Genomic DNA, 23,764 nt, shown 5'->3' on the forward strand with positions numbered 1-23,764 from the left:
TCCTTATTCGTGCATTCTCACATTACGAATCGAATATGCTCCGAATGGGATAGGATTGAGGCGAATTCGAGAACATTCCTTCGATCCATCCGCGACGGTTTCCGCAGTGTCCCGGGCATTGTTGCGCAAACGAAAAGGGCGCCCGAAGGCGCCCTTTGCTGTCATTGTTCCCGATATCAGCAGGAATAGTACATCATGTACTCGATCGGGTGCGGCGTGTGCTCGTAGGCGTAAACCTCTTCCCACTTCAGCGCCATGTAGCCGTCGAGCTGGTCCTTGGTGAACACGTCGCCAGCCAGCAGGAACTCGTGATCCTTCTCCAACTCGTCCAGGGCCTCGCGCAGCGAGCCGCAGACGGTCGGGATTTCCGCCAGTTCTTCCGGCGGCAGGTCGTAGAGGTCCTTGTCCGATGCCGGGCCCGGATCGATCTTGTTCTTGATCCCGTCAAGGCCGGCCATCAGCAGGGCGGCGAAGCAGAGGTACGGGTTCGCCGACGGATCGGGGAAGCGGGCTTCCACGCGCTTGGCCTTGGGCGATTCCGTCCACGGAATACGGACGCAGCCAGAGCGGTTGCGGGCCGAGTACGCGCGCAGCACCGGGGCTTCGAAGCCCGGGATCAGGCGCTTGTAGCTGTTGGTGGACGGGTTGGTGATCGCGTTCAGCGCCTTGGCATGGATCAGGATGCCGCCAATGAACCACAGCGCCTCTTGCGAGAGGTCGGCATACTTGTCGCCCGCGAAGAGCGGCTTGCCGTCCTTCCAGATCGACATGTTGACGTGCATCCCGGTGCCGTTGTCGCCCTTCATGGGCTTGGGCATGAACGTGACCGACTTGCCATAGGCATGGGCGACGTTGTGGATGACGTATTTGTACTTCTGCAGCTCATCCGCCTGCTTGGTCAGCGGCCCGAAGATCAGCCCGAGTTCATGCTGGTTCGAGGCAACCTCGTGGTGGTGCTTGTCGACCTTCATGCCCATGCGCTTCATGGTGCTCAGCATCTCGCCGCGCAGGTCCTGCGCCGGGTCGACCGGGTTCACCGGGAAGTAGCCGCCCTTGACGCCGGGGCGGTGGCCCATGTTGCCCATTTCATACTGGGTGTCGGTGTTCCAGGCGCCGTCGACGGCGTCGACCTCGAACGAGACCTTGTTCATCTTCACGCTGTAGCGCACGTCGTCGAAAATGAAGAACTCGGCTTCCGGCCCGCAATAGAACGCGTCGCCGATGCCCGAGGACTTGAGGTAGGCCTCGGCCTTGATCGCCGTGCCGCGCGGGTCACGGCTGTAGGGCTCGTTGGTGTCGGGCTCGGCCACGGTGCAATGCACGCACATGGTCTTCTCGGCATAGAACGGGTCGATATAGACCGATTCCGGATCCAGGATCAGCTTCATGTCGGACTGATCGATGGATTTCCAGCCGGCAATCGAGGAGCCGTCGAACATGAAGCCTTCGTCGAAGAACTCCTCGTCGACCAGATCCGCGACCAGGGTCACGTGCTGAAGTTTTCCACGCGGATCGGTGAAGCGGATGTCGACATATTCGACCTCTTCATCCTTCATCAGCTGGAGGGCGTCTTTGATGCTCATGTGACCTTCTTCCCTTTACGATTGAGCACTGGGGGCCGCCACTTGCCGGTGCGGCCCGCGAAGTCGTCAGACCGCGTCGTCGCCGGTCTCGCCGGTGCGGATGCGGATCGCCTGTTCGACGGTCGATACAAAGATCTTCCCGTCGCCGATCTTGTCGGTGCGCGCGGCCGAAACGATGGCCTCGATGGCAGCGTCGACCATGTCGTCGGCCAGCACCACCTCGATCTTCACCTTGGGCAGGAAATCCACCACATATTCGGCACCGCGGTAGAGTTCGGTATGGCCCTTCTGGCGGCCGAAGCCCTTGACTTCGATCACCGAAAGCCCCTGGACACCTGCCTCTTGCAGGGCCTCCTTCACTTCGTCGAGCTTGAAGGGCTTGATGATCGCTTCGATCTTCTTCATCCGCCGACTCCCTTGGGTAACAGACCTGTCGGAACCGTGTCAGACCACTTTCACAGCAGCGCCACAATTGGGTAGGCTGGACACCTGCGGTCCCTTGGCGGGAATCCGTGGGGTGCGATTAAAAAATGTGCAACCTGTCTGTGGCGTGGGCGGTTTGCGAAAAACACGGGCGGAACCATGACCGAGATCCTGACATCTGCCCAAATGCGCGCCATCGAGGCCGCCGCCATCGCCTCGGGCCACGTCACCGGGTTGGAGCTTATGGAGCGGGCAGGGCAGGGCGTGGTCGAAGCGGTCTTCGCCGAATGGCCGGCATTGGCGGTCGCCCCGCACCGCGCGGTGGTGCTCTGCGGGCCGGGCAACAACGGCGGCGACGGGTTCGTGGTGGCGCGGCTGTTGAAGGGCTGGGGCTGGGAGGTGGAGGTGTTCCTCTACGGCGATCCGGGCAAGCTGCCGCCGAATGCGCGGGTGAATTATGAGCGATGGTGCGGGATGGGGGAGGTGGGTTCGGATTATGACCGGCCGGGCGGCTGGGAATGCGACCTGCTTGTCGATGCGCTGTTCGGGATCGGGCTGAGGGGCCCGCTCCGGCAGTTCGGAAATCTGTTCTGGAACATGGAGGATATGGTCGAGTGCTTCCCCGTCGAGCCGCATCACAAGATCGGGCGGCCAGCCATCGTCGCCATCGATATCCCCAGTGGGATCTGCGCCGATAGTGGTCGCGACTTCCCCCACGAAGACGAGCACTACAGGTTCGCCGCAACCGCGCACCTCACGGTGACGTTTCATCGCGCGAAGCTAGGGCACTACCTCGGAGACGGGCCGTGGGCCTGTGGAAAGCTGGTCGTAAAGTCGATCGGACTTGCGGATCATCAGTGGCGGCGTGAGGAGCAGGCAAGCATCGCCCGCCTGACTGGCCCAGACTATCTAAGCGGGCTTGGAAAAGGTGCGGACAGCCACAAATACCACCACGGCCACGCCCTCATCCTCTCCGGCGGCGTCGGGCGCGGGGGCGCGGCCCGCCTCGCCGCCCGCGGCGCGCTGCGCATCGGGGCGGGGCTGGTCACCGTCGCCTGCCCAGCCTCGGCGCTGATCGAGAACGCGGCGCGGCTCGATGCGATCATGCTGCGCCCGCTGCGGGGGGAGACCGAAGCGGGAGCTTTGGCCGCGTTGCTGGAGGATATCCGCATCAACGCGCTCTGCCTCGGCCCGGGGCTGGGGGTGGAGCGGGCTCGGGAGCTGGTGCCGGTGGCGCTGCGCGCCAGGCGCGCGACCGTGCTGGATGCCGATGCGCTGACCGCCTTCGCGGATGCGCCTGAAGACCTGTTCGCGCTGCTGCACGCAGGTTGCGTTCTCACCCCCCATGACGGCGAGTTCGCGCGGCTGTTCCCGGACATCGCGGCGAAGGTGGCTGCGCCCGCCACCACCGGCCCGGCCTATTCAAAGGTAGATGCCACCCGCGAGGCCGCCGCCCGTGCAGGCTGCACCGTCCTGCTCAAGGGCCCCGATACCGTGATCGCTGCCCCCTCCGGCCGCGCCGTCCTCAACGCCGCAGTCTACGAGCGGTCCGCGCCTTGGCTCGCCACGGCCGGGGCGGGGGATGTGCTGGCGGGGATCCTCACGGGCCTCCTCGCCCGCGGGCTGGAGCCGTTCAGCGCCGCCAGTACAGCGGCTTGGCTGCATGTCGAGGCGGCGCGCAACTTCGGCCCCGGCCTGATTGCCGAGGACCTGCCCGAACGGCTGCCTGCCGTGCTGAAGTCCCTGACCTAGCGCGCGGTAACCAGCGCCGGCAGCGCCTCGATCTCGATGCCCTCGGCATAGATCACCTGCGGGCGGTCAAACTCCAGCGCATAGACCGGCAGGTCCTGTACGCTGACCGGGGCGATGAAATCGCCGTCGATCAGCCGCCGCACCGGCACCACCGCCTGCTTGGCGCCATAAAGCGCCAGCGCCCGCCAGTCGCGGATCAGCACCCCGGTGCCCGGCGCCAGCAGCAGCTCTCCCTCGGGCCGGTCCAGCCCCAGAACGCCGGCCCGCAGCCGCACCATCTGGCCGCTGATGCGCCCGGCGCGCAGCCCACGCAGCACCCGCGCCCCCTCGCGCGTGATCACCCGGTCACCGGGCGAGAGATAGTCCACCGGCAGCGCGCCCTCGAGCGTCAGCACCCGCGTGCCGCGCGCCAGTCCTGTGCTGAAATCCCTGTCGATACTGCATGCGTCCGCACCGGCTTGCCGGCCGGGTGCGCGCCATTGATCCTTGTCGGTCATGGGCCTGTTCCTGTCACTGCTCTGCCTTAGGGCATTTTTTTGCCAGATTAGGTGAAGATCCCGTTTCTGGCGAGCATTTTCATCGCCGCCGCCGGGCCGCTTTTTCCGCTCGCATCCGCTAGGCGGAGTTGCTAGAAGGGCGCGGATTTGGAAGCGGTCTTACGGGAGGGCCGCTCCTTCGGTATTGCGGGTGTGGCGAAACTGGTAGACGCACCAGATTTAGGTTCTGGCGCCGCAAGGCGTGGGGGTTCAAGTCCCTCCACCCGCACCAGGTTGAAAAAGGACGGACAAGAATGCAGGTCACCGAGACCCTGAAAGACGGCCTCAAGCGCGGCTACACCATCACGCTCACCGCCGCCGAGCTGGAAACGAAAGTCAACGAGAAACTCGTCGAGGCACAGCCCGAGATCGAGATGAAGGGCTTCCGCAAAGGCAAGGTGCCGATGGCACTGCTGCGCAAGCAGTATGGGCAGCGTCTGATGGGCGAGGCCATGCAGGACGCCATTGACGGCGCCATGAAGGACCATTTCGAGGCCACCGGCGACCGCCCGGCGATGCAGCCCAAGGTCGAGATGCAAGATGGGGAGACCTGGAAAGAGGGCGAGGATGTCGTCGTGGCGATGAGCTATGACGCGCTGCCCGAGATCCCGGATCTGGACACCTCGACCGTGACGCTGGAGCGTCTGGTGGTGAAGGCCGATGAGGCTTCGGTGACCGAAGCCCTGGAAAACCTTGCCAAATCATCCCAAGATTACGAGCCGCGCAAGAAGACCTCGGCCGCGAAAGATGGCGATCAGGTGGTGATCGACTTCCTCGGCAAGGTCGATGGCGAGCCCTTCGAGGGCGGCGCCGCGGAAGACTATCCGCTGGTTCTGGGCTCTGGCTCGTTCATCCCGGGCTTTGAAGAGCAGCTGATCGGCGTGAAGACCGGCGAAGAGAAGAACGTGACAGTGACCTTCCCCGCCGAATATGGCGCGGCGCATCTGGCCGGCAAGGACGCCGTGTTCGAATGCAAGATCAAGGAGGTCAAGTCGCCAAAAGCCGCCGAGATCAATGACGAGCTGGCCAAGAAATTCGGCGCCGACGATCTGGACGCGCTGAAGGCCCAGATCTCGGAACGGCTCGAGTCCGAATACAAGGGCGCCGCCCGCGCCGTGCTCAAGCGCGCGCTGCTGGACCAGCTTGACGGTCTGGTGACCTTCGATCTTCCGGCCGCACTGGTCGAGGCCGAAGCCGGCCAGATCGCCCACCAGCTGTGGCACGAAGAAAACCCCGAAGTGCACGACCACAACCACGGCCATGTCGAGGTGACGGACGAGCACAAGTCGCTCGCCGTGCGCCGCGTGCGCCTTGGCCTGCTGCTGGCCGAGATCGGCCGCAAGCAGAAGATCGAAGTGACCGATGCCGAGATGACCCAGGCTGTTCTGGCGCAGGCGCGCCAGTATCCGGGGCAGGAGCGCGCGTTCTTCGAATTTGTGCAGAAGAACGCCCAGGTGCAACAGCAGCTGCGCGCCCCGATCTTCGAAGACAAGGTCGTGGACTTCATCGTTGCGGGCGCCACGGTCACCGACAAGGAGATCGGCAAGGACGACCTGCAAAAGGCCATCGAGGCGCTGGACGAGATCTGATCGTTCGGGGCCAAGGGCTTTTGGACTGCAAGAGGCCGCCCTGCGAGGGGCGGCCTTTTTTTGGATCTTCGGCAGGGCCAACCGCCCTCTTGCCCGGAATCAAGGCGCCTTGGCGCCGCCGGGCAGCGCCCGTCCGCCCCCTCGGGCGGGCGCTACTCAACCGTTCCGCGCAGAACGCCGGTGGAGGTAAGCCGCACCATAAAGCGCCGAGAACGAGCGCTGCTCGCCCACCCGGCGGCCGGGCGCTGCCCTCTGGACCGGCACAACGCTTGGGGTGGCGTCTGCGCCTTTGCGGTTCTTCGCCGAGGTGCTAGGGGGAGCCACGGACCCCCCCAGGAGGCATCATCATGCAGGCTCTGCTCATCATCGACATGCAGATGGAAATGCAGCACCGGATCGAGGGCGGGCGCGATTGCGTGAACGCTTCGGCTCCGGCCAAGATCGCGGCCCTTGCGGCGGCATTCCGTGAGCGCCGGCAGCCCGTCCTTCACATCCGTCACCGGGATTCCGATCCTGCCTCCCCGCTCCATGCCGATGCGGCCGGCTATCCGCCCATGGCCTGTGCCGAAGCTACGGCTGGGGAGCCGGTTTTCCTCAAGACCACCTCGTCAGGCTTCGCGTCAACCGATCTGGCCGCCTGGCTGCGGGACCACGGAATTACGGATCTTGCGGTAGTGGGAGCCGTCGCGGGCTTCTGCGTCAACTCGACGGTGCGGGCCGGTTCTGATCTCGGCTTCACCATGACGGTTGTCAGCGATGCCGTGATCGGCTTCGACCTGCCCAGCGCAGGGCTGTCGGCGCGCACGATCTTTGACGTGACGATGGCGCATCTCGAAGCCGACTTTGCCCGGGTTGTTGAGGCCTCGGCCCTGTTGCCCGTGTAGCTCGGCACATCCTTCGCCAGCACAGGAGCTTGCCCCCCCACCCCCCACAAAAAAGCCGCGCCCGGGGTTCCCCGGACGCGGCCAATCTTGCGCGTGCCTTGCGGCTCAGCGTTCGTCGCGGGGGTCGAAGTCGTTCTCGGCGCCCATTTCGTCAAACAGTTCCGAGACCTCGAAATCGGCAGCCGCTTCGGCTTCGGCGGCCAGTTCCTTGATCGACTTGCCCGAGGCCTGCAATTCGGCTTCTTCAGCCGAGCGGGCGACGTTCATGACGATGGTCACGGTCACTTCGGGGTGCAGCACCACCGACACGTCATGCAGACCGAGGTCCTTGATCGGACGGATCAGCACGACCTGCTTGCGGTCCACGGTGAAGCCGGCCGCGGTTGCGGCGTCGGAGGCGTCGCGCGGCGTGACCGAACCGTAGAGAGCGCCGGCATCCGATGCCGAGCGAATCACCACGAAGGTCTGGCCGTCCAGCTTTTCAGCCAGCGCCTCGGCTTCTTTTTTGCTCTCGAGGTTGTTGGTCTCGAGCTGGACCTTGCGGGTCTCGAACGACTTGATGTTGGCGTCGTTCGCACGCAGTGCCTTGCCTTGCGGCAGCAGGAAGTTGCGCGCGTAGCCGTCCTTGACGTTGACGACTTCGCCCATCTGGCCAAGCTTGGCCACGCGTTGCAGAAGGATGACTTGCATGTGCCTCTCTCCTTACTTCACGGCGTAGGGAAGCAGGGCGAGGAAGCGGGCGCGTTTGATCGCACGGGCCAGCTCACGCTGCTTCTTGGCCGAAACGGCGGTGATACGGGCAGGGACGATCTTGCCGCGCTCGGAAACATAGCGCTGCAGCAGACGGACGTCCTTGTAGTCGATCTTCGGCGCGTTGTCGCCCGAGAACGGGCAGACCTTGCGACGGCGGAAAAACGGTTTGTTGGCCATGGTTATGGTTCTTTCCTCAAGCCCAGATCAACGACGGAAGCCGCCGCGGTCACCACCGCGGTCGCCACCACGATCGCCGCGGTCGCCGCCCCGGTCACCCCGGTCGCCACGATCGCCGCGGTCCGGACGGTCACCCCGGTCGCCGCGATCAGGGCGGTCGCCCCGGTCGTCGCGGCGCTGCATCTGCACCGACGGACCTTCGTCATGGCCATCAACCTTGATGGTCAGGACGCGCATCACGTCATCATGCAGACGGGCCAGGCGTTCCATCTCTTGCACAGCCGCCGCCGGGGCGTCGGTGCGCAGGAAGGCATAGTGGCCCTTGCGGTTCTTGTTGATCTTGTAGGCCATCGTCTTCACGCCCCAGTATTCGGAGCCGACAACCGATCCGCCATTGTCGGCGAGAACGGTCGAGAAGTGTTCGACGAGGCCTTCGGCCTGCGCGTTGGACAGATCCTGACGCGCGATGAGAACATGCTCGTAAAGCGGCATGTATGCTCCTGTTTCTATAGCGCACTTCAACGGCGGGCCATCCTTCCGCGTCCCGCCACGAGAGGCTGCGCTGGTTGCCAATGTGCGGAAGGATGGGGCCTTATACACGAAGCCGCCCGGGGCACAAGCGCGGTGAGGCTTGGCGGGCGGGCTTAGCCCTGCGGCGGATATGTGCAGCTTGGCCCAAACATCCGCGATGTTCCGCGCAGATCGGTGCGCCATCGCACAAGCCATGTTGGCCCCTGCCGAATTGTGCTGCACCTGCGAAACGGGCACCTTCCCGCCATCAGTTACCCCCCTTCGCAGGAGATTGCGCCCATGAAGTTCCTCGCCCCCGCCGCCCTCGCTCTGGCCACCCTCGCCGCCCCGGCCTTTGCCGCCCCCGAGGCCTACAAGCTCGATGCGAGCCACAGCCAGATCGTGTTCACCTACAACCACCTCGGCTTCTCGACCGGCACCGGCATGTTCTCGGGCTTCGAGGGTGAGATCCTGTTCGACCAGGAAGACCCGGCCGCGTCGTCCGTGACCGTTTCCTTCCCGGTGACCACGATGCTGACCGGCTGGGAAGGCCGCTTCGAGCACTTTATGTCGCCCGACTTCTTCGGCGCCACCGAGGACAAGACCGTCTCCTTCACCTCGACCGGCATCGAAGTCACCGGCGACAACACCGCCCTGATCACCGGCGATCTGCTGCTGAACGGCGTGACCAAGGAAGTCGTGCTGGATGCCAAGCTGAACCAGGCCGGCATGCACCCGATGGAGAACAAGGAATGGGCCGGGTTCGACGCGACCGTGACCTTGCTGCGCTCGGACTACAACCTCGGCCTCTTCGCCCCCTACGTCTCGGATGAGGTCGAAGTGATGATCTCGGTCGAGGCGATGAAGGCCGAATAAGCCACCCGCGTGACAGCAAAGGGGCCGCCTGAAAGGGCGGCCCCTTTTGCGTTCACCCGAACCGCACCCAGGGCGTTGCCGCCGCAAGGATCAGCCCGCCCACCACCGCGACGTTACCGAGGAAGGCCGCCTGCGCCGCGTCGCGCTCGGGCTCTGCCATTGTCCAGAAGTTCAGCATCCCGGCGCTGACGGCGCCGGTGAACAGCGCCAGCAGCAGGGCCGGCAGCGTCACCATCAGCCCCAGCCCCAGCAGCGCGCCCAGAACGATCTGGAACCCTGCCGCAGCCATCGCCAATGTCATCGGTTGCGGCATTCCGCGCGCCACGAGATCGGCGGCGATCCGGTCCCGCATCGCCAGATGGCGCAGCCCGCTGGCGACGAAATAGCCGCCTAGGAGCAGCCGCCCCAGCGACAGCGCGGCATAGGCGAGGACGTCGGAAAATTCAGGCATGGCGGGGGCTCCTGCTTGGCTCGGCGCACCCTAGCGCCGCGGCGCGGCGGAAGCCACCCGCCGTCCGCCGTTACGGCGCGCGCACCGCCGTCAGCGCCACATCCACCTGCACGGTGAAGCCCACGGTCTTCTCGTCCGGATAGCTCGCGCCCATGCCGAAATCGCGGCGGTCTAGCGTGGTGCTGCCGGTCATGGTGGCAGTGTCGCCCGCAATCTCAAGCGTGAAGGGCAGGGTGACCGGCACCGTCATCCCGCGCAGGTCGAGCGTGCCGGTGGCAACAAGGCTGCCAGCCTCGTCCGCAATCTGCGCCGAGAACACCGCGGTCGGATGGGCCTCGGCATCGAAGAAGTCCGGCCCGAGCGCCTGCGGCGTGACCGATCCCAGCGTCAGCCCCGTGACCGGGATCGTCACTGTCACATCGCCGGTCCGGGTGGCCTCGTCATAGTCGATCGCGGCGGTCCAGCCGGTGAAGCCGCCGCTGACCGAGGCGCCCATCTGTTTCAGCGCGATCCCCAGCGTGCCCTCGGTCACCGTCCAGCCGGATTCGGAGGCGCTGGCGACCGGCGCCGGTGCCGCCTCGGGCGCCTTCCCGGCCGGAGTGACCACGCCAAACCCGATCACCGCCGCCCAGACCAGCAGCGCCAGCACGGGTGCCGCAAAGGTCCCGTGCTCCGCCGAAACCCCGCCCGAAACGCCCCGCGTCATCCGCGCCAGAGTCGCATCGCGGTCGATCAGCGCGTGCTTCAGCGCCCCCAGCACATGCAGCCCGATGGCGGCATAGAGCACCAGCGCCGAGCTGTGGTGCACCGCCTTGGCCGCGCCCGCCACCGCCTCGGACAGCGGCACCAGCGGCAGCGCCTGCCCGAAGGGCCAGAGGATCGGCGCGAAGCCAACCACCGCCGAATGATAGACCCAGCCCGACAGCGGCATCACCAGCATCGCGCCATAAAGCGCCCAATGCACCACCTCGGCCGCCAGCGTCTCGGACCGCCGGTCCGGATGCAACGGGGCAGGGCGCGGCTGGACCAGCGCCCAAAGGATCCGCACCATGGCGGTGAAGAAGGCGGCGACGCCGATGGTCTTGTGCAGCGAATAGACGGTGATCAGCCGCGAGACCTCGGCTTGCGATCCGTCGGGCAGGGTGCCGGCGTAGAGGCCGAGGCCAATCGCGGTGAGGATCAGGAGGGCGGTCAGCCAATGCAGGGCGCGGGCAAGGCTGCCATAGCTGGTGGGGGTATTGGCGATCATGGGGTCTCCGGGGGGCTGAAGCGTGGCTTGGGGAGAGATACTCCTTAAGGTGCCGCGCGCCCATCCCGACCGGCGCACCACGACTGTGCGGCGCTGCGGCATTCGGGGGTGTCTCTCCTCAGAGATGACACATGCATTCCGTCGCAACAGTTGCCTTGCAGAATTTGGCACCGCTTGCGCGAGTTGATGACCCCTTGCCCTGCGGCTTGCGCCTCCGGGCAACCGGCGCGGTCGCGCCGGAAACAGAGCCGCAGAACGGGGGGGGGCCAGAGATGATGGCCCAACCCACAACTCTCCCCCTGTTGTGCGCTGCCCCGCGCCGCTGTAAACCGCGCCCAAAGGCCCGAACGGCCACTTTGGAGGAGACCCCGATGACCCGCGCATTCGTATTCCCCGGGCAGGGCGCCCAGACCATCGGCATGGGCCGGGCGCTTTCGATGGCCTATCCTGCCGCCCGCGCGGTCTTCGACGAGGTGGATGCGGCGCTTGGCCAGAACCTGTCCGCACTGATCTGGGAGGGCGATATCGAGGCGCTGACCCTGACCGAGAATGCGCAGCCGGCGCTGATGGCCACCTCCCTCGCCGCCCTGCGCGCGCTGGAGGCCGAAGGCATTGAGGTCACCTCCGCCGCCTATGTCGCCGGCCACAGCCTTGGCGAATACTCCGCCCTCTGCGCCGCCGGCAGCCTGACGCTGACCGACACTGCCCGCCTTCTGCAACTGCGCGGCCGCGCCATGCAGCAGGCCGTGCCGGTCGGCGTCGGTGCGATGGCCGCCCTGCTGGGGCTCGACTTCGCCGCCGCCGATGCCGTGGCGCGCGAGGCGGTCGCGGCAGGCCCGGGCGGCGAGGTCTGCCAGGCCGCCAATGACAATGACCCGGCGCAGGTGGTGATCTCGGGCCACAAGGCCGCGGTGGAACGCGCGCTGGACATCGCCAAGGCCAAGGGCGCCAAGCGCGCAATCTTGCTGCCCGTCTCCGCCCCCTTCCACTGCGCGCTGATGCAGCCCGCCGCCGAGGCGATGGCGGCGGCGCTGGCGGGCGTCACCATCCGCGTGCCGCAAGTGCCGCTGGTGGCCAATGTCCGCGCCGAGGCGGTCACGGACCCGGGTGACATCCGCGCGCTGCTGGTCGCGCAGGTCACCGGCTCGGTCCGCTGGCGCGAGAGCGTGGCCTGGATGGCGGCGCAGGGCGTGACCGAGTTCTGGGAGATCGGGGCGGGCAAGGCCCTCTCCGGCATGATCCGCCGCATCGCGCCCGGCACCACCACCCGCGCCGTCGGCACGCCCGAGGATGTGCTGGCCGCGAAGCGCTGACGCTTCAGCGCTTAGTGCCTCCGCGCGCGGGTGGGTAGCGCGCCGCCCCGCGCGCTGTTATGGCCAAACCAACAGACATGGAGGAACGCATGTTCGATCTGACGGGAAAATCGGCGCTGGTCACTGGCGCTTCGGGCGGCATCGGCGCCGATATCGCGCGTGCCCTGCACAAGGCCGGCGCCGCGGTCGCGCTGTCGGGCACCCGCACCGCGCCGCTGGAAGAGTTGGCCGCGGAACTTGGCGAGCGCGCCCATGTACTGGCCGCCAACCTCTCCGACCCCGGGGCCGTCGAGGCGCTGCCCAAGCAGGCCATTGCGGCCATGGGCGCGGTCGACATCCTCGTCAACAATGCCGGGATCACACGCGACAACCTCTTCATGCGGATGTCGGATGACGAATGGCAATCGGTGCTGGACGTGAACCTCACCTCCAGCTTCCGCCTCTGCCGCGGCGTCTTGCGCGGCATGATGAAGGCCCGCTGGGGCCGTATCGTCAACATCACCTCGATCGTCGGCACCACCGGCAACCCCGGGCAGGGCAATTACGCCGCCGCCAAGGCCGGGCTCGTCGGCATGTCCAAAAGCCTCGCCTATGAGGTTGCCAGCCGGGGCATTACTGTGAACTGCGTGGCCCCGGGCTTCATCGCCACGGCGATGACCGACAAGCTGAATGACGACCAGAAGGGCAAGATCCTGACCCAGATCCCCGCGGGCCGCATGGGCAGCCCGGACGAGATTGCCGCCGCCGTGCTCTATCTGGCCAGCTCCGAGGCCGGATATGTCACTGGCGCGACCTTGCATGTGAATGGCGGAATGGCGATGATCTGACCTGCCGGAAGGCACCACTTTTCGCACTTGCGAAAGCGGTTGCCTTCATACGACACTGTGCTATAGGCGGCGCAGACGGACCGGAGGGTGCCTTTTGGCACGCTGCGGGGCGCCCCTGCGACGGGGTGGAAACCGCTCGGAGGCGAGCAACGGACGGACAGGGCGGAATGCCCGCATAGTGAGGACAAGACATGAGCGACATCGCTGATCGCGTGAAGAAGATCGTCGTCGAGCATCTCGGCGTCGAAGAGGACAAGGTGACCGAGAACGCCTCGTTCATCGACGATCTGGGCGCGGACAGCCTCGACACGGTCGAGCTGGTGATGGCCTTCGAGGAAGAGTTTGGGATCGAGATCCCGGATGACGCGGCCGAGACCATCCAGACCTTCGGCGACGCGGTCAAGTTCATCACCGAAGCCTCCTGATCGGCCCGTCCGGCCCGCCGGACACAGCCAAGGAATTGCATTCAAAGCGGCGCCCCAAAACGGGCGCCGCTTTTCCGTTCTGCGCCCTTTTCCCCTTCGTTTTGGTCCAAATATCCTCGGGGGGTCCGGGGGGCAGACGGCCCCCCGGCGCCAGCCACGGGCGGCCCCTCTGGACATCCCGCGCCCCCTCGGCAAGGCTCCCTCCAAACCAAGGGGAGACACGGCAGATGGCAACACTCGGCAAGATGTTCGGCGCAGGCGAGACCGACACCTTCATGGGCCTGCCCAAGGGTGACCTCGCCAGCTTCACCGGCGGCGCCGCGATCCTCGGGGCCGGGGCCTGCACCTCCTATCCCAGTGTCGGCGCCTATTGCGCGGGCGGGCCGGCGGCGATCCGGGCGGGCGGGGCGCAATATGCGGCGAATCTCAGCCACATGAACTTCGACCTTGGCGGCCCGGTGCTGCCGGAGGGTGCGGTTGCGGTCGACCTCGGCGATCTGCCGCAGGTGGATGGCGATGGGCCGGGGAACCGCGACCGCATCCGCGAGGCGGTGGCGCAGGTGCTCGCCAGGGGCGGCGTCCCGCTGCTGCTGGGGGGCGATGATTCCGTGCCGATCCCGATGATCGAGGCCTTTGCCGGGCGGCAGGTCACCATCTTGCAGATCGACGCACATGTGGACTGGCGGCAGGAGGTGGAGGGCGAGCCGCTTGGCCTGTCCTCCACCATGCGCCGCGCGTCCGAGATGAGCCATGTGGAGCGCATCGTGCAGGTCGGCCAGCGCGGCATCGGCTCTGCCCGGGTCAGCGACGTGGCGGATGCCACCGACTGGGGCGTGACCTTCGTTCCGGCGCGCGAGGTGGCGCGGGAGGGGCTCGCCCGCGCGCTGGCCGCGATCCCGGAGGGGGCCGAGATCATCATCTGCCTCGATTGCGACGCGCTGGACCCCGCCATCATGCCGGGCGTCATCGGGCGCACGGCGGGCGGGCTAAGCTATTGGGACACCGTCGAACTCATTGCCGGGGCGGCGGCGAAGGGGCGCATCGTCGCCTTCGACATGGTGGAGTTCATGCCCGAGCGGGATATCGACGGGCAGGGGGCGCTGGTTGCCGCGCAGCTGCTGGCGGCGGTCCTTGGGATTGTTGCGCGTCAGGGCCAAGCCTAGTATCAGGTGCCACGAAGGCAGGAACTGGATACGGGAGAAGCCGATGCGTCGGGTGGTTATCACTGGGCTGGGTATGGTCACGCCGCTGGCTTGCGGAGTGGAGGCGACCTGGTCGCGGCTTCTGGACGGGCAGTCGGGCGCGGGCCCGATCACCCGGTTCGATGCAACCAATGTGCTGACGAAATATGCCTGCGAAGTGCCGTATGGCGATGGCAGCGACGGCACCTTCAACCCCGATGACTGGATGGAGCCGAAGGACCGCCGCAAGGTGGATGACTTCATCCTCTACGGGATGGCCGCCGCGCAGATGGCGGTCGAGGATAGCGGCTGGCTTCCGCAAGATGACGAGGGGCGCGAGCGCACCGGCGTGATGATCGGATCGGGCATCGGCGGGCTGAACTCCATCGCCGAAACCGCGCTTCTGATCCGCGACAAGGGTCCGCGGCGGGTGTCGCCCTTCTTCATCCCGGGCGCGCTGATCAACCTCGTCTCGGGGCAGGTCTCCATCCGCTATGGCTTCAAGGGGCCGAACCATGCGGTGGTGACGGCCTGTTCGACCGGCGCCCATGCCATTGGTGATGCCAGCCGGCTGATCCAGTGGGGCGACGCCGATGTGATGATCGCGGGCGGCACCGAAAGCCCGATCTCCGAGATCGGCGTGGCCGGCTTCAACGCCTGCAAGGCGCTGTCGACCAAGCGCGCGGACGAGCCGACCAAGGCCAGCCGCCCCTATGATGCCGACCGCGACGGGTTCGTGATCGGCGAGGGCGCGGGCGTGGTGGTGCTGGAGGAATACGAGCACGCCAAGGCCCGCGGCGCCAAGATCTATGCCGAGGTTCTGGGCTATGGCATGTCGGGCGATGCCTATCACATCACCGCGCCGGCCGAGAATGGCGATGGCGCGTTCCGCAGCATGTCGGCGGCGCTGAAGCGGGCGGGGCTGACACCGGCGGATGTGGATTACATCAACGCGCATGGCACCTCGACCATGGCCGACACGATCGAGCTGGCGGCGGTGGAACGGCTGATGGGCAACACGGCGGCGGCGACCACGATGTCTTCGACCAAGTCGAGCATCGGGCACCTGCTGGGCGCTGCGGGCGCGGTGGAGGCGATCTTCTGCGTGCTGGCGCTGCGCGATCAGATCGCGCCGCCGACGATCAACCTTGATAATCCGGCGGTGGAGCCCAAGCTGGATCTGGCACCCAACAAGGCGGTGCCGCGCAAGATCGATGTGGCGCTGTCCAACAGCTTCGGCTTTGGCGGCACCAATGCCAGCCTGGTGCTGGGCAAGGTGGCAGGCTGATGTGGCGTTCCATTGCATCGAATTTCCTGACGCTGGCCATTGTGCTGCTGATCGCGGCGGGCGGCGTTGTCGCCTGGGGGCAGCGGCAGTTCACGCAGCCGGGGCCGCTGAGCCAAGCGGTGTGTCTGCGGGTGGAGCAAGGGTCGAGCCTGCGCAGGGTTTCGGACAACCTTGAAGCGCAGGGCGCGATCACCTCGGGCTATGTGTTTCGCGTCGGCGCGGATTACACCGAGCGGGCGGACCAGCTGAAGTTCGGCTCCTACCTCATCACCCCGAATGCCTCGATGACCGAGATCGTGGATGCGATCACCAAGGGCGGGCAATCGACCTGCGGGACCGAGATCAACTACCGGATCGGGGTGCTGGTGGCCGAGGTGCTGGTGCGCGAGCTGGACCCCGAGACCAACCGTTATGTGGAAGTGGCGAAGTTCGATCCGGCGGTGACGGCGGCCCCGGAAGCCTATGTGAACATTGCGGAAAGTACCGATGTGCGGTTCCGCGTGACGCTGGCGGAGGGCGCGACGAGCTGGCAGGTGGTCGAGGCGCTGAAGCGGGCGGAGTTCCTGCAAGGCGAGCTGGGCGATGTGCCGCCCGAGGGCTCGCTGGCGCCGGACAGCTATGAGGTGACGCGGGGCACCGCGCGGCAGACCGTGCTCGATGAGATGGCGCGGCGGCAGGCGGCGGCGCTGGAGGAGTTGTGGGCGAGCCGGGTTGAGGGGCTGCCTTATGAGACGCCGGAAGAGGCGTTGATCATGGCATCCTTGATCGAGAAGGAAACCGGGGTTGCGTCGGAGCGGCGGCGGGTGGCGAGCGTGTTCGTAAACCGGCTGCGGCAGGGGATGCGGCTGCAGACGGACCCGGCGGTGATCTATGGAATTACCAATGGCCAAGGGGCCTTGGGCCGCGGGCTGCGGCAGAGCGAGCTGCGCCGCGAGACGCCGTTCAACACCTATGTGATCGATGCGCTGCCGCCTTCGCCGATTGCCAATCCGGGGCGCGAGTCGATTGCGGCGGCGCTGGACCCGGAGGAGTCGGATTACCTCTATTTCGTGGCCGATGGCACTGGGGGCCATGCGTTCGGGCGCACGCTGGACGAGCATAACCAGAACGTGGCGCGCTGGCGCGAGATCGAGCGGCAGCAGGGCGAGCAGGCGGTGCCGCAGACGGTGCAGCCGGCGGAGGCTCCGCCCGCAGACTGACGAACGTATTGGCGTTAACTATTGCGAAAACGGAAAACCCCGCCAGATCAACGGTCTGCGCGGGGTTTTTAATGTATCACATGAAGATCCGTTAACGGACCGTTCGGCCAAGCCCTTGATCGCAAACGAGAAAACTTGACTCGGCGCCCGGTCTGTGGCATCACTTGTGACATGCTAGAAGAAGTGGGCGAGCGGCGAGGGGGCAACCCGGCGCCGCTTTTTCATTTCTCTCGTGCGGACGGCATGAGAGGGGCGCACCGACCACATGACACTGATCTTTCCCGCAGGGGATACGGCTCCGAAGCATCTGCTTGAGGAGACCTTGGAGCATTTTGACGATGCGGCGCGCAGCCTGGGCTGGGTGATCCGCGAGATCAAGATTGGCAATTACCAGAAGGCCAAGGAGGCGGCGGTTTCGGTCCGTGACCTGAGATCGGCCTTCCAGATGGCGATGGAAGAAAGGACGCGCGTTGAAAAGCTTGGACGCCAGACCGCAGGGATCGTTCACGACTATGCGCTCGACTTCGACGCTGCACGCGCTGAAATCGGGCGCCGCCTGGCTCGCCTGCGCGAGGCCGGAACAGATTGACGAATTTCTGAACGGGCTGGGGGACGGGGCCTTGATGGCGCTGCCCTGGCTGTTCGAGTTCTGGGCGCTGCCGCATCAGTTGCCGCCCGAGGGGGCCTGGAAGACCTGGGTGATCATGGGCGGGCGCGGCGCGGGCAAGACCCGGGCCGGGGCCGAATGGGTGCGGATGCAGGTGGAGGGGCCGCGGCCGCTGGATGCCGGGCGCGCCAAGCGGGTGGCGCTGGTGGGCGAGACCTTCGATCAGGTGCGCGACGTGATGGTGTTCGGGGATAGCGGGATTCTGGCGTGCTCGCCCCCCGACCGGCGCCCCGAATGGGAGGCGACGCGGCGGCGGCTGGTCTGGCCGAATGGCGCGGTGGCGACGGTCTATTCGGCGCAGGAGCCGGACAGCCTGCGCGGGCCGCAATTCGATGCGGCCTGGGTTGATGAGCTGGCGAAGTGGAAGAAGGGCGGCGAGGTCTGGGACATGCTGCAGTTTGCGCTGCGCCTTGGCTCGCATCCGCAGCAGGTGGTGACGACGACGCCGAAGAACGTGTCGGTGCTGAAGGCGATCCTGAAGAACCCCTCGACGGTGATGACCCATGCGCCGACCGAGGCGAACCGGGCCTATCTGGCCGCGTCGTTCCTTGAAGAGGTGCGCAGCCGCTATGCCGGGACGCGGACCGGGCGGCAGGAGCTGGACGGGGTGCTGCTGGAGGATGTGGAGGGCGCGCTGTGGACGACCGCTGGCATCGAGGCGGCGCGGCGGGACGGGGCGCCGAAGCTGGACCGGGTGGTGGTGGCGGTGGACCCGCCGGTGACGGGGCATGCCGGGTCGGACGAATGCGGCATCGTGGTGGTGGGGATCGAGCAGGCGGGGGCGCCGAAGGACTGGCGCGCCTGGGTGCTGGAGGATTGCAGCCTGCGCGCCGCCGCCCCTGGGCAATGGGCCGAGGTGGCGCTGGCGGCGATGGCGCGGCACGGGGCCGACCGGCTGGTAGCCGAGGTCAATCAGGGCGGTGATCTGGTGGCCGAGGTGATCCGGCAGATCGACCCGCTGGTGCCCCTGAAGATGGTGCGCGCGAGCCGCGGCAAGGCGGCGCGGGCCGAGCCCATCGCCGCGCTGTACGAGCAGGGGCGGGTGCATCACCTGCGCGGGCTGGGTACGCTGGAGGACCAGATGTGCCGCATGAGCCTGCGCGGCTATGAGGGGCGCGGCAGCCCCGACCGGGTGGATGCGCTGGTCTGGGCGCTGCACGAGCTGATGATCGCGCCGGCGGCGCAATACCGGCGGCCGCAGGTGCGGGGGCTTTAGCCTTTGTAGGCCGGGCGGCAACCAGTTTCAGGAGATCGACATGGTGTTTGACTTTTTCCGGCGTTCCGGGACTGGCGGAGCTTTGCCTGCGGTGCCAGAGGCGAAGGCCTCGGCCACCGGGCGGGTGGTGGCCTGGGGTGTGGCGGGATCGGGCCGCGTGGCCTGGAGCGCGCGGGATACCGCGACGCTGACGCGGATCGGGTTTACCGGCAACCCGGTGGGCTTTCGCTGCGTGAAGCTGGTGGCCGAGGCGGCGGCGGCGGTGCCGCTGCTGTGCCAGGATGCCGATTGCCGCTATGAGGCGCATCCGATGCTGGAGCTGATCCGGCGCCCGAACCCGCTGCAGGGCCGGGCGGAATTGCTCGAGGCGCTTTATGGCCAGATGCTGCTGTCGGGGAACGGGTATCTGGAGGCGGTGGGCGGCGGCGAGGCGCTGTTGCCGGGCGAGCTGCATGTGCTGCGGTCGGACCGGATGAGCATCGTGCCGGGGGCGGATGGCTGGCCGGTGGCCTATGATTACACCGTCGGGGCGCGCAAGCACCGGTTCGACATGACCGGCGAGCCGGACCCGATCTGCCATATCCGCAGCTTCCATCCGCAGGATGACCATTACGGGCTGAGCCCCATGCAGGCGGCGGCGGTGGCGGTGGATGTGCATAACAGCGCCAGCGCCTGGTCGAAGGCGCTGCTGGACAATGCGGCGCGCCCCTCGGGCGCCATCGTCTACAAGGGCGCGGATGGGCAGGGGCAGCTGTCGGCGGACCAGTATGACCGGCTGGTGAGCGAGATGGAGATGCACCATCAGGGCGCGCGCAATGCCGGGCGGCCGATGCTGCTGGAAGGGGGGCTGGACTGGAAGCCGATGGGGTTCTCGCCGTCCGACATGGAGTTCCAGAAGACCAAGGAGGCGGCGGCGCGCGAGATCGCGCTGGCCTTCGGGGTGCCGCCGATGCTGCTGGGGATACCGGGGGATGCGACCTACGCGAATTACCAGGAGGCGCACCGGGCGTTCTATCGGCTGACGGTGCTGCCGCTGGCGACGCGGGTGACGGCGGCGATCAGCCATTGGCTGTCAGGCTTTGCCGGGGCAGCGGTGGAACTGCGGCCGGACCCCGACCAGATCCCGGCGCTGGCGGCCGAGCGCGACCAGCTGTGGCAGCGGGTCGGCGAGGCGCTGTTCCTGAGCGATGCGGAAAAGCGCAGCCTGCTGGGGCTGCCGCCGCTGGCGCTGGATGGCGCGTGATGGACGGCGAGGGCTCGCGCTATCTGAAGGCGCCGTTCGAGGTGCATGAGCAGCGGTTCGAGGCGACCGAGCGGATCATGGCGCTGCAGTTTGCCGGCGTCGAGAAGCGGCTGGAGCGGATCGAGGCGATGATCGAAGGGCTCGAGCGGCGGCTGTGGATGACGGTCTATGGCGTGGTCGGGGTGATCCTGACCCAGGCGGTGCAATCGGTGCTGGATTACAGCCCGAAGTGAGGAAACCAAGGATGCGAACGCAATTCGGGCTGGAAACCAAGCTGTGCCGGCTGGGCGGGGATGTGAGCGTGACGGACGGGACTGTCATCGCCGGCTATGCCTCGGTCTTCGGGGCGGTGGATCAGGGCGGCGATGTGGTGGAGCCGGGGGCTTATGGCGCGAGTCTGGCGCGGCTCGCGGCCTCTGGCGGGCGGGTGAAGATGCTGTGGCAGCATGATCCGGCCGCGCCCATCGGCGTGTGGGACGAGGTGCGCGAGGATGGGCGCGGGCTGTGGGTCAGCGGGCGGCTGCTGACCGACGTGGCGCAGGGGCGCGAGGCGGCGGCACTGATCGCGGCGGGAGCGATTGACGGGCTGTCGATCGGCTATCGCACTGTCACCGCCGCCAAGGATGCGGGCGGGCGGCGGCGGCTGAAGGTGCTGGAGCTGTGGGAGGTGTCGCTGGTGACCTTCCCGATGCTGCCGGAGGCGCGGGTGGCGGAAGCCAAGAGCACCGGGGATGAGTGGCGCGCGCTGACCGATGCGCTGGACCGGGCGCGGGCAGAACTGGCGCAGCGCTGACGGGCGGCGCCTGGGCGGGATGCCGGGACGGTCCGCGCGGGCGGTGCGGACCGGACGAGTGAGGGGACTGCCGGCGGCGGGACCGATAAATCCAAGGGTGAAACGATGACCAAGACCGAGACGATGTCTGGGGCCGGCGGAGCCATGCCCGCTGAGCCCGTCACTGAGGCGACGGCGGCGCTGACCGGGTTCCTGAGCGAACTTCGGGGCTTTCGGACCGAGATGAAATGCAGGCTTCAACAACAGGAAGAGCGACTGACCATGCTGGATCGCAAGAACTACTCCCCCCTGTCCCCCTCGCGCCCGGCGCTGTCGGCCGCGGTACAGGACGAGGTGCCGCACGCCAAGGCATTCGCCGCCTACCTGCGCTGCGGCGATGATGACGGGCTGCGCAATCTGCAGCTGGAAGGCAAGGCGCTGAACAGCCAGGTTGCGGCCGAGGGCGGCTATCTGGTCGATCCGGTCACGTCCGAAACCATCCGCGGCGTGCTGAAGGCGACCTCGTCGCTGCGCCAGGTGGCGAGTGTCGTCAATGTCGAAGCGACGAGCTTCGATGTGCTGGTCGATCACACCGACATGGGCTCTGGCTGGGCCAGCGAGACCGCCACGCTGACCGAGACCACCACGCCGCAGATCGACCGCATCAGCATTCCGCTGCACGAGCTGTCGGCGATGCCGAAGGCCAGCCAGCGTCTGCTGGATGACAGCGCGTTTGACATCGAAAGCTGGCTGGCTAACCGCATTGCCGACAAGTTCGCCCGTGCCGAGGCTGCGGCTTTCGTTTCGGGCGATGGCGCCGACAAGCCCAAGGGCTTCCTGACCCATACCAAGGTGGCCGATGCCTCCTGGGCCTGGGGCAGCCTTGGCTATGTGGCGACGGGCGCCGCGGGTGATTTCGCCTCGCTGAACGCCAGCGATGCCATCGTCGATCTGGTCTATGCGCTGGAGGCGGAATACCGCGCCAATGCAACCTTCGTGATGAATTCGAAGACCGCCGGCGCGGTGCGCAAGATGAAGGATGCCGATGGCCGCTTCCTGTGGTCGGACGGGCTGCAGGCGGGCGAGCCGGCGCGGCTGATGGGCTATCCGGTGCTGATCGCCGAGGACATGCCCGATATCGCCGCCAATGCCTATGCCATCGCCTTCGGCGATTTCAAGAACGGCTACACCATTGCCGAGCGCCCGGACCTGCGCATCCTGCGCGACCCGTTCTCGGCCAAGCCGCATGTGCTGTTCTACGCCTCCAAGCGCGTCGGCGGCGACGTGTCGGATTTCGCGGCGATCAAGCTGCTGAAGTTCGCGCTGTCGTAAGCGGGTGACCAGATCGGCCCGGGAAACTCCCGGGCCGTAGCGGGCGCGGGCCGGAGCCCACCCTTCCGTCTAGCTGCTCCCTCCGTCCGAGCGGGGGGGTGAAGGGTTCGCGTCCGCTCCTTGGGGGCGGCAGTTTTTGTGAGGACAGAGCCGATGATGTTGACCGAGCAGACCGTGGTGCCGGTGCAGGCCCTGCCGCTGGCCGAGATGCGTGAGCATCTGCGCCTTGGCACCGGCTTTGCCGATGATGCCGCGCAGGATGCGATCCTGGAAAGCCACCTACGGGCGGCGCTGGCCGCGATCGAGGGGCGGACGGCGAAGATCCTGCTGGCGCGGGAGTTCCTGTGGCAGCTGGAGGGCTGGCGCGAGCTGGATGAGCAAGCACTGCCGGTGGCGCCAGTGATTGCCGTGGCCTCGGTCACCATGCGGGACCGGGAGGGCGCGGCGAGCGTCATCGACCCGGGCCGCTGGCGGCTGGTGCGGGATGCGCACCGGCCGCGGATCGTGGCGACGGGGGCGATGCTGGCGGGGATCCCGCTGGGCGGGACGGCCGAGATCGCCTTCACCGCCGGCTTCGGGCCCGCCTGGGCCGATGTGCCGGTCGATCTGCGGCAGGCAGTGCTGCTGCTGGCGGCGCAGTATCATGAGCGGCGGCATGAGGCGGGGGTTGCCAGCGCGATGCCGTTTGGGGTGATGGCGCTGATCGAGCGCTGGCGCACGGTGCGGGTGTTGGGCGGCCGCCCGTCGGGGGCGCGGCCATGACGGTTCCGGTCCTGAACCGGCGGCTGGTGCTGGAAGAGATGCAGCGTGTGCCGGATGGTGCGGGGGGCTTCACCACAGCTTGGAGCGTGCTTGGCACGCTCTGGGCCAGCGTGGTGGCGGGGACCGGGGCAGAGCGGGCGGGGGAGTTCGTGACCCTCTCCACCGTGCCCTACCGCATCACGGTGCGCGGCGCGCCGATGGGCGCGGCCTCGCGCCCCCGCCCCGACCAGCGTCTGCGCGACGGTGCCCGGCTGTTCCGCATTCTGGCGGTGACCGAGGCGGATGCCCGCGCCGCCTACCTGACCTGTTTTGCCCGCGAGGAGGTGCCGTCATGAGCTATGCAAGCGGCGCCGCCCTGCAGGCGGCGGTGTTCCAGAGGCTGAGCGCGGATGCCGCGCTGGCGGCGCTGATCGGCCCGGCCATTTTTGACGCGGTGCCGCCCGGCACGGTGACGGGCACCTATGTCAGCCTCGGCCCGGAAGATGTGCGCGATGCCTCCGACGTCACGGGCGGCGGCGCGCTGCATGAGTTCACCATCAGCATCGTGACCGATGCCTCTGGCTTTCAGCAGGCCAAGGCGGTGGCGACCGCGGTGTCGGACGCCCTCACCGACGCGCCGCTGACCTTGGTCCGCGGCCATCTGGTCGGGCTCTGGTTCCTCAAGGCCCGCGCAAGGCGGGTGCAGACCGGCGAGATGCGCCGCATCGACCTCAGCTTTCGCGCCCGCATCGAGGACTGACCTTTTCATCTTCGTTT

The 23,764-nt window shown here is 67.1% G+C and carries 27 protein-coding genes and 1 tRNA gene; 20 read left to right on the forward strand and 8 right to left on the reverse strand.

Annotated features, from left to right (window positions below; all coding sequences use genetic code 11):
- Positions 1 to 176: 176 nt before the first annotated feature.
- Positions 177 to 1,583, reverse strand: coding sequence for a type I glutamate--ammonia ligase (glnA, locus tag Q8S30_RS04810; protein ID WP_305664902.1), 1,407 nt, complete (start codon positions 1,581 to 1,583; stop codon positions 177 to 179).
- Between the two features lie 66 nt (positions 1,584 to 1,649).
- Entirely contained in the window at positions 1,650 to 1,988 is a 339-nt protein-coding gene (locus Q8S30_RS04815) for a P-II family nitrogen regulator (RefSeq protein WP_161343796.1), read from the reverse strand.
- A 177-nt stretch (positions 1,989 to 2,165) separates the two neighbouring features.
- Between Q8S30_RS04815 and Q8S30_RS04820 the strand changes: the two genes are divergently transcribed.
- The gene (locus Q8S30_RS04820; RefSeq protein ID WP_305664903.1) at positions 2,166 to 3,758 is read left to right on the forward strand and encodes an NAD(P)H-hydrate dehydratase; all 1,593 of its coding nucleotides are present in this window, start codon (positions 2,166 to 2,168) and stop codon (positions 3,756 to 3,758) included.
- Here Q8S30_RS04820 and Q8S30_RS04825 read toward each other — a convergent pair.
- A complete protein-coding gene (locus Q8S30_RS04825) occupies positions 3,755 to 4,255 on the reverse strand; it encodes a Hint domain-containing protein (RefSeq protein ID WP_305664904.1) in 501 nt (166 codons plus the stop codon). The genes Q8S30_RS04820 and Q8S30_RS04825 overlap by 4 nt on opposite strands.
- Positions 4,256 to 4,441: 186 nt before the next feature.
- On the opposite strand from Q8S30_RS04825, the gene Q8S30_RS04830 reads away from it, so the two are divergent.
- The 3 genes from Q8S30_RS04830 (at position 4,442) to Q8S30_RS04840 (ending at position 6,767) form a co-directional block, all read left to right on the forward strand.
- Positions 4,442 to 4,526, forward strand: a tRNA-Leu gene (locus tag Q8S30_RS04830).
- Positions 4,527 to 4,548: 22 nt separating this feature from the next.
- Entirely contained in the window at positions 4,549 to 5,883 is a 1,335-nt protein-coding gene (gene tig / locus Q8S30_RS04835) for a trigger factor (protein ID WP_305664905.1), read from the forward strand.
- Between the two features lie 347 nt (positions 5,884 to 6,230).
- Entirely contained in the window at positions 6,231 to 6,767 is a 537-nt protein-coding gene (locus tag Q8S30_RS04840; protein ID WP_305664906.1) for an isochorismatase family protein, read from the forward strand.
- A gap of 105 nt (positions 6,768 to 6,872) precedes the next feature.
- Here the strand turns inward: Q8S30_RS04840 and rplI are convergent, their stop codons facing one another.
- The 3 genes from rplI to rpsF are packed head-to-tail and all read right to left on the reverse strand — an operon-like array spanning position 6,873 to position 8,189.
- Positions 6,873 to 7,457 carry a 50S ribosomal protein L9 gene (rplI, locus tag Q8S30_RS04845; RefSeq protein WP_305664907.1) on the reverse strand — a complete coding sequence of 195 codons (585 nt, stop codon included), beginning with the start codon at positions 7,455 to 7,457 and terminating at the stop codon, positions 6,873 to 6,875.
- Positions 7,458 to 7,469: 12 nt separating this feature from the next.
- A complete protein-coding gene (rpsR, locus tag Q8S30_RS04850) occupies positions 7,470 to 7,697 on the reverse strand; it encodes a 30S ribosomal protein S18 (protein ID WP_066813893.1) in 228 nt (75 codons plus the stop codon).
- 27 nt (positions 7,698 to 7,724) lie between these two features.
- Positions 7,725 to 8,189, reverse strand: coding sequence for a 30S ribosomal protein S6 (gene rpsF / locus Q8S30_RS04855; RefSeq protein ID WP_305664908.1), 465 nt, complete (start codon positions 8,187 to 8,189; stop codon positions 7,725 to 7,727).
- Between the two features lie 318 nt (positions 8,190 to 8,507).
- On the opposite strand from rpsF, the gene Q8S30_RS04860 reads away from it, so the two are divergent.
- On the forward strand, positions 8,508 to 9,083 hold the full coding sequence (locus Q8S30_RS04860) for a YceI family protein (RefSeq protein WP_305664909.1): 576 nt from the start codon (positions 8,508 to 8,510) through the stop codon (positions 9,081 to 9,083).
- A 52-nt stretch (positions 9,084 to 9,135) separates the two neighbouring features.
- On the opposite strand, the gene Q8S30_RS04865 is transcribed toward Q8S30_RS04860, so the two are convergent.
- Both Q8S30_RS04865 and Q8S30_RS04870 read right to left on the reverse strand, forming a co-directional pair.
- Complete coding sequence (locus Q8S30_RS04865) at positions 9,136 to 9,534, reverse strand: DoxX family membrane protein (protein ID WP_305664910.1); 399 nt, start codon at positions 9,532 to 9,534, stop codon at positions 9,136 to 9,138.
- Between the two features lie 70 nt (positions 9,535 to 9,604).
- The gene (locus Q8S30_RS04870; RefSeq protein ID WP_305664911.1) at positions 9,605 to 10,783 is read right to left on the reverse strand and encodes a cytochrome b/b6 domain-containing protein; all 1,179 of its coding nucleotides are present in this window, start codon (positions 10,781 to 10,783) and stop codon (positions 9,605 to 9,607) included.
- 371 nt (positions 10,784 to 11,154) lie between these two features.
- Between Q8S30_RS04870 and fabD the strand changes: the two genes are divergently transcribed.
- The 15 genes from fabD to Q8S30_RS04945 all read left to right on the forward strand — a co-directional run bounded on the left by fabD (position 11,155) and on the right by Q8S30_RS04945 (position 23,747).
- A complete protein-coding gene (gene fabD / locus Q8S30_RS04875; RefSeq protein ID WP_305664912.1) occupies positions 11,155 to 12,096 on the forward strand; it encodes an ACP S-malonyltransferase in 942 nt (313 codons plus the stop codon).
- Positions 12,097 to 12,185: 89 nt separating this feature from the next.
- Positions 12,186 to 12,923, forward strand: a complete 738-nt coding sequence (fabG, locus tag Q8S30_RS04880) for a 3-oxoacyl-ACP reductase FabG (RefSeq protein ID WP_305664913.1) — start codon at positions 12,186 to 12,188, stop codon at positions 12,921 to 12,923.
- Positions 12,924 to 13,114: 191 nt separating this feature from the next.
- On the forward strand, positions 13,115 to 13,348 hold the full coding sequence (locus Q8S30_RS04885; RefSeq protein WP_066009325.1) for an acyl carrier protein: 234 nt from the start codon (positions 13,115 to 13,117) through the stop codon (positions 13,346 to 13,348).
- A 227-nt stretch (positions 13,349 to 13,575) separates the two neighbouring features.
- A complete protein-coding gene (locus tag Q8S30_RS04890) occupies positions 13,576 to 14,511 on the forward strand; it encodes an arginase family protein (RefSeq protein WP_305664914.1) in 936 nt (311 codons plus the stop codon).
- 43 nt (positions 14,512 to 14,554) lie between these two features.
- Entirely contained in the window at positions 14,555 to 15,817 is a 1,263-nt protein-coding gene (gene fabF / locus Q8S30_RS04895; protein WP_305664915.1) for a beta-ketoacyl-ACP synthase II, read from the forward strand.
- Positions 15,817 to 17,016, forward strand: coding sequence for an endolytic transglycosylase MltG (gene mltG / locus Q8S30_RS04900; protein WP_305664916.1), 1,200 nt, complete (start codon positions 15,817 to 15,819; stop codon positions 17,014 to 17,016). The genes fabF and mltG overlap by 1 nt, the downstream gene beginning before the upstream one ends.
- A gap of 265 nt (positions 17,017 to 17,281) precedes the next feature.
- A complete protein-coding gene (locus tag Q8S30_RS04905) occupies positions 17,282 to 17,605 on the forward strand; it encodes a hypothetical protein (RefSeq protein WP_305664917.1) in 324 nt (107 codons plus the stop codon).
- Positions 17,529 to 18,899 carry a DNA-packaging protein gene (locus Q8S30_RS04910; protein WP_305664918.1) on the forward strand — a complete coding sequence of 457 codons (1,371 nt, stop codon included), beginning with the start codon at positions 17,529 to 17,531 and terminating at the stop codon, positions 18,897 to 18,899. Before Q8S30_RS04905 ends, Q8S30_RS04910 begins: the two co-directional genes overlap by 77 nt.
- Before the next feature lie 40 nt (positions 18,900 to 18,939).
- A complete protein-coding gene (locus tag Q8S30_RS04915) occupies positions 18,940 to 20,142 on the forward strand; it encodes a phage portal protein (protein WP_305664919.1) in 1,203 nt (400 codons plus the stop codon).
- Complete coding sequence (locus tag Q8S30_RS04920; RefSeq protein ID WP_305664920.1) at positions 20,142 to 20,375, forward strand: hypothetical protein; 234 nt, start codon at positions 20,142 to 20,144, stop codon at positions 20,373 to 20,375. Before Q8S30_RS04915 ends, Q8S30_RS04920 begins: the two co-directional genes overlap by 1 nt.
- 11 nt (positions 20,376 to 20,386) lie before the next feature.
- Positions 20,387 to 20,935, forward strand: coding sequence for an HK97 family phage prohead protease (locus tag Q8S30_RS04925; protein ID WP_305664921.1), 549 nt, complete (start codon positions 20,387 to 20,389; stop codon positions 20,933 to 20,935).
- 105 nt (positions 20,936 to 21,040) lie between these two features.
- Complete coding sequence (locus tag Q8S30_RS04930) at positions 21,041 to 22,246, forward strand: phage major capsid protein (protein WP_305664922.1); 1,206 nt, start codon at positions 21,041 to 21,043, stop codon at positions 22,244 to 22,246.
- A 153-nt stretch (positions 22,247 to 22,399) separates the two neighbouring features.
- The gene (locus Q8S30_RS04935) at positions 22,400 to 23,008 is read left to right on the forward strand and encodes a hypothetical protein (RefSeq protein ID WP_305664923.1); all 609 of its coding nucleotides are present in this window, start codon (positions 22,400 to 22,402) and stop codon (positions 23,006 to 23,008) included.
- Positions 23,005 to 23,343, forward strand: a complete 339-nt coding sequence (locus Q8S30_RS04940; RefSeq protein ID WP_305664924.1) for a head-tail adaptor protein — start codon at positions 23,005 to 23,007, stop codon at positions 23,341 to 23,343. The genes Q8S30_RS04935 and Q8S30_RS04940 overlap by 4 nt, the downstream gene beginning before the upstream one ends.
- The gene (locus Q8S30_RS04945) at positions 23,340 to 23,747 is read left to right on the forward strand and encodes a DUF3168 domain-containing protein (RefSeq protein WP_305664925.1); all 408 of its coding nucleotides are present in this window, start codon (positions 23,340 to 23,342) and stop codon (positions 23,745 to 23,747) included. The genes Q8S30_RS04940 and Q8S30_RS04945 overlap by 4 nt, the downstream gene beginning before the upstream one ends.
- Positions 23,748 to 23,764 lie beyond the last annotated feature (17 nt).

Origin of the sequence: Frigidibacter sp. (assembly GCF_030695035.1) — a bacterium.
In the GTDB taxonomy this organism is placed as follows: domain Bacteria; phylum Pseudomonadota; class Alphaproteobacteria; order Rhodobacterales; family Rhodobacteraceae; genus Frigidibacter.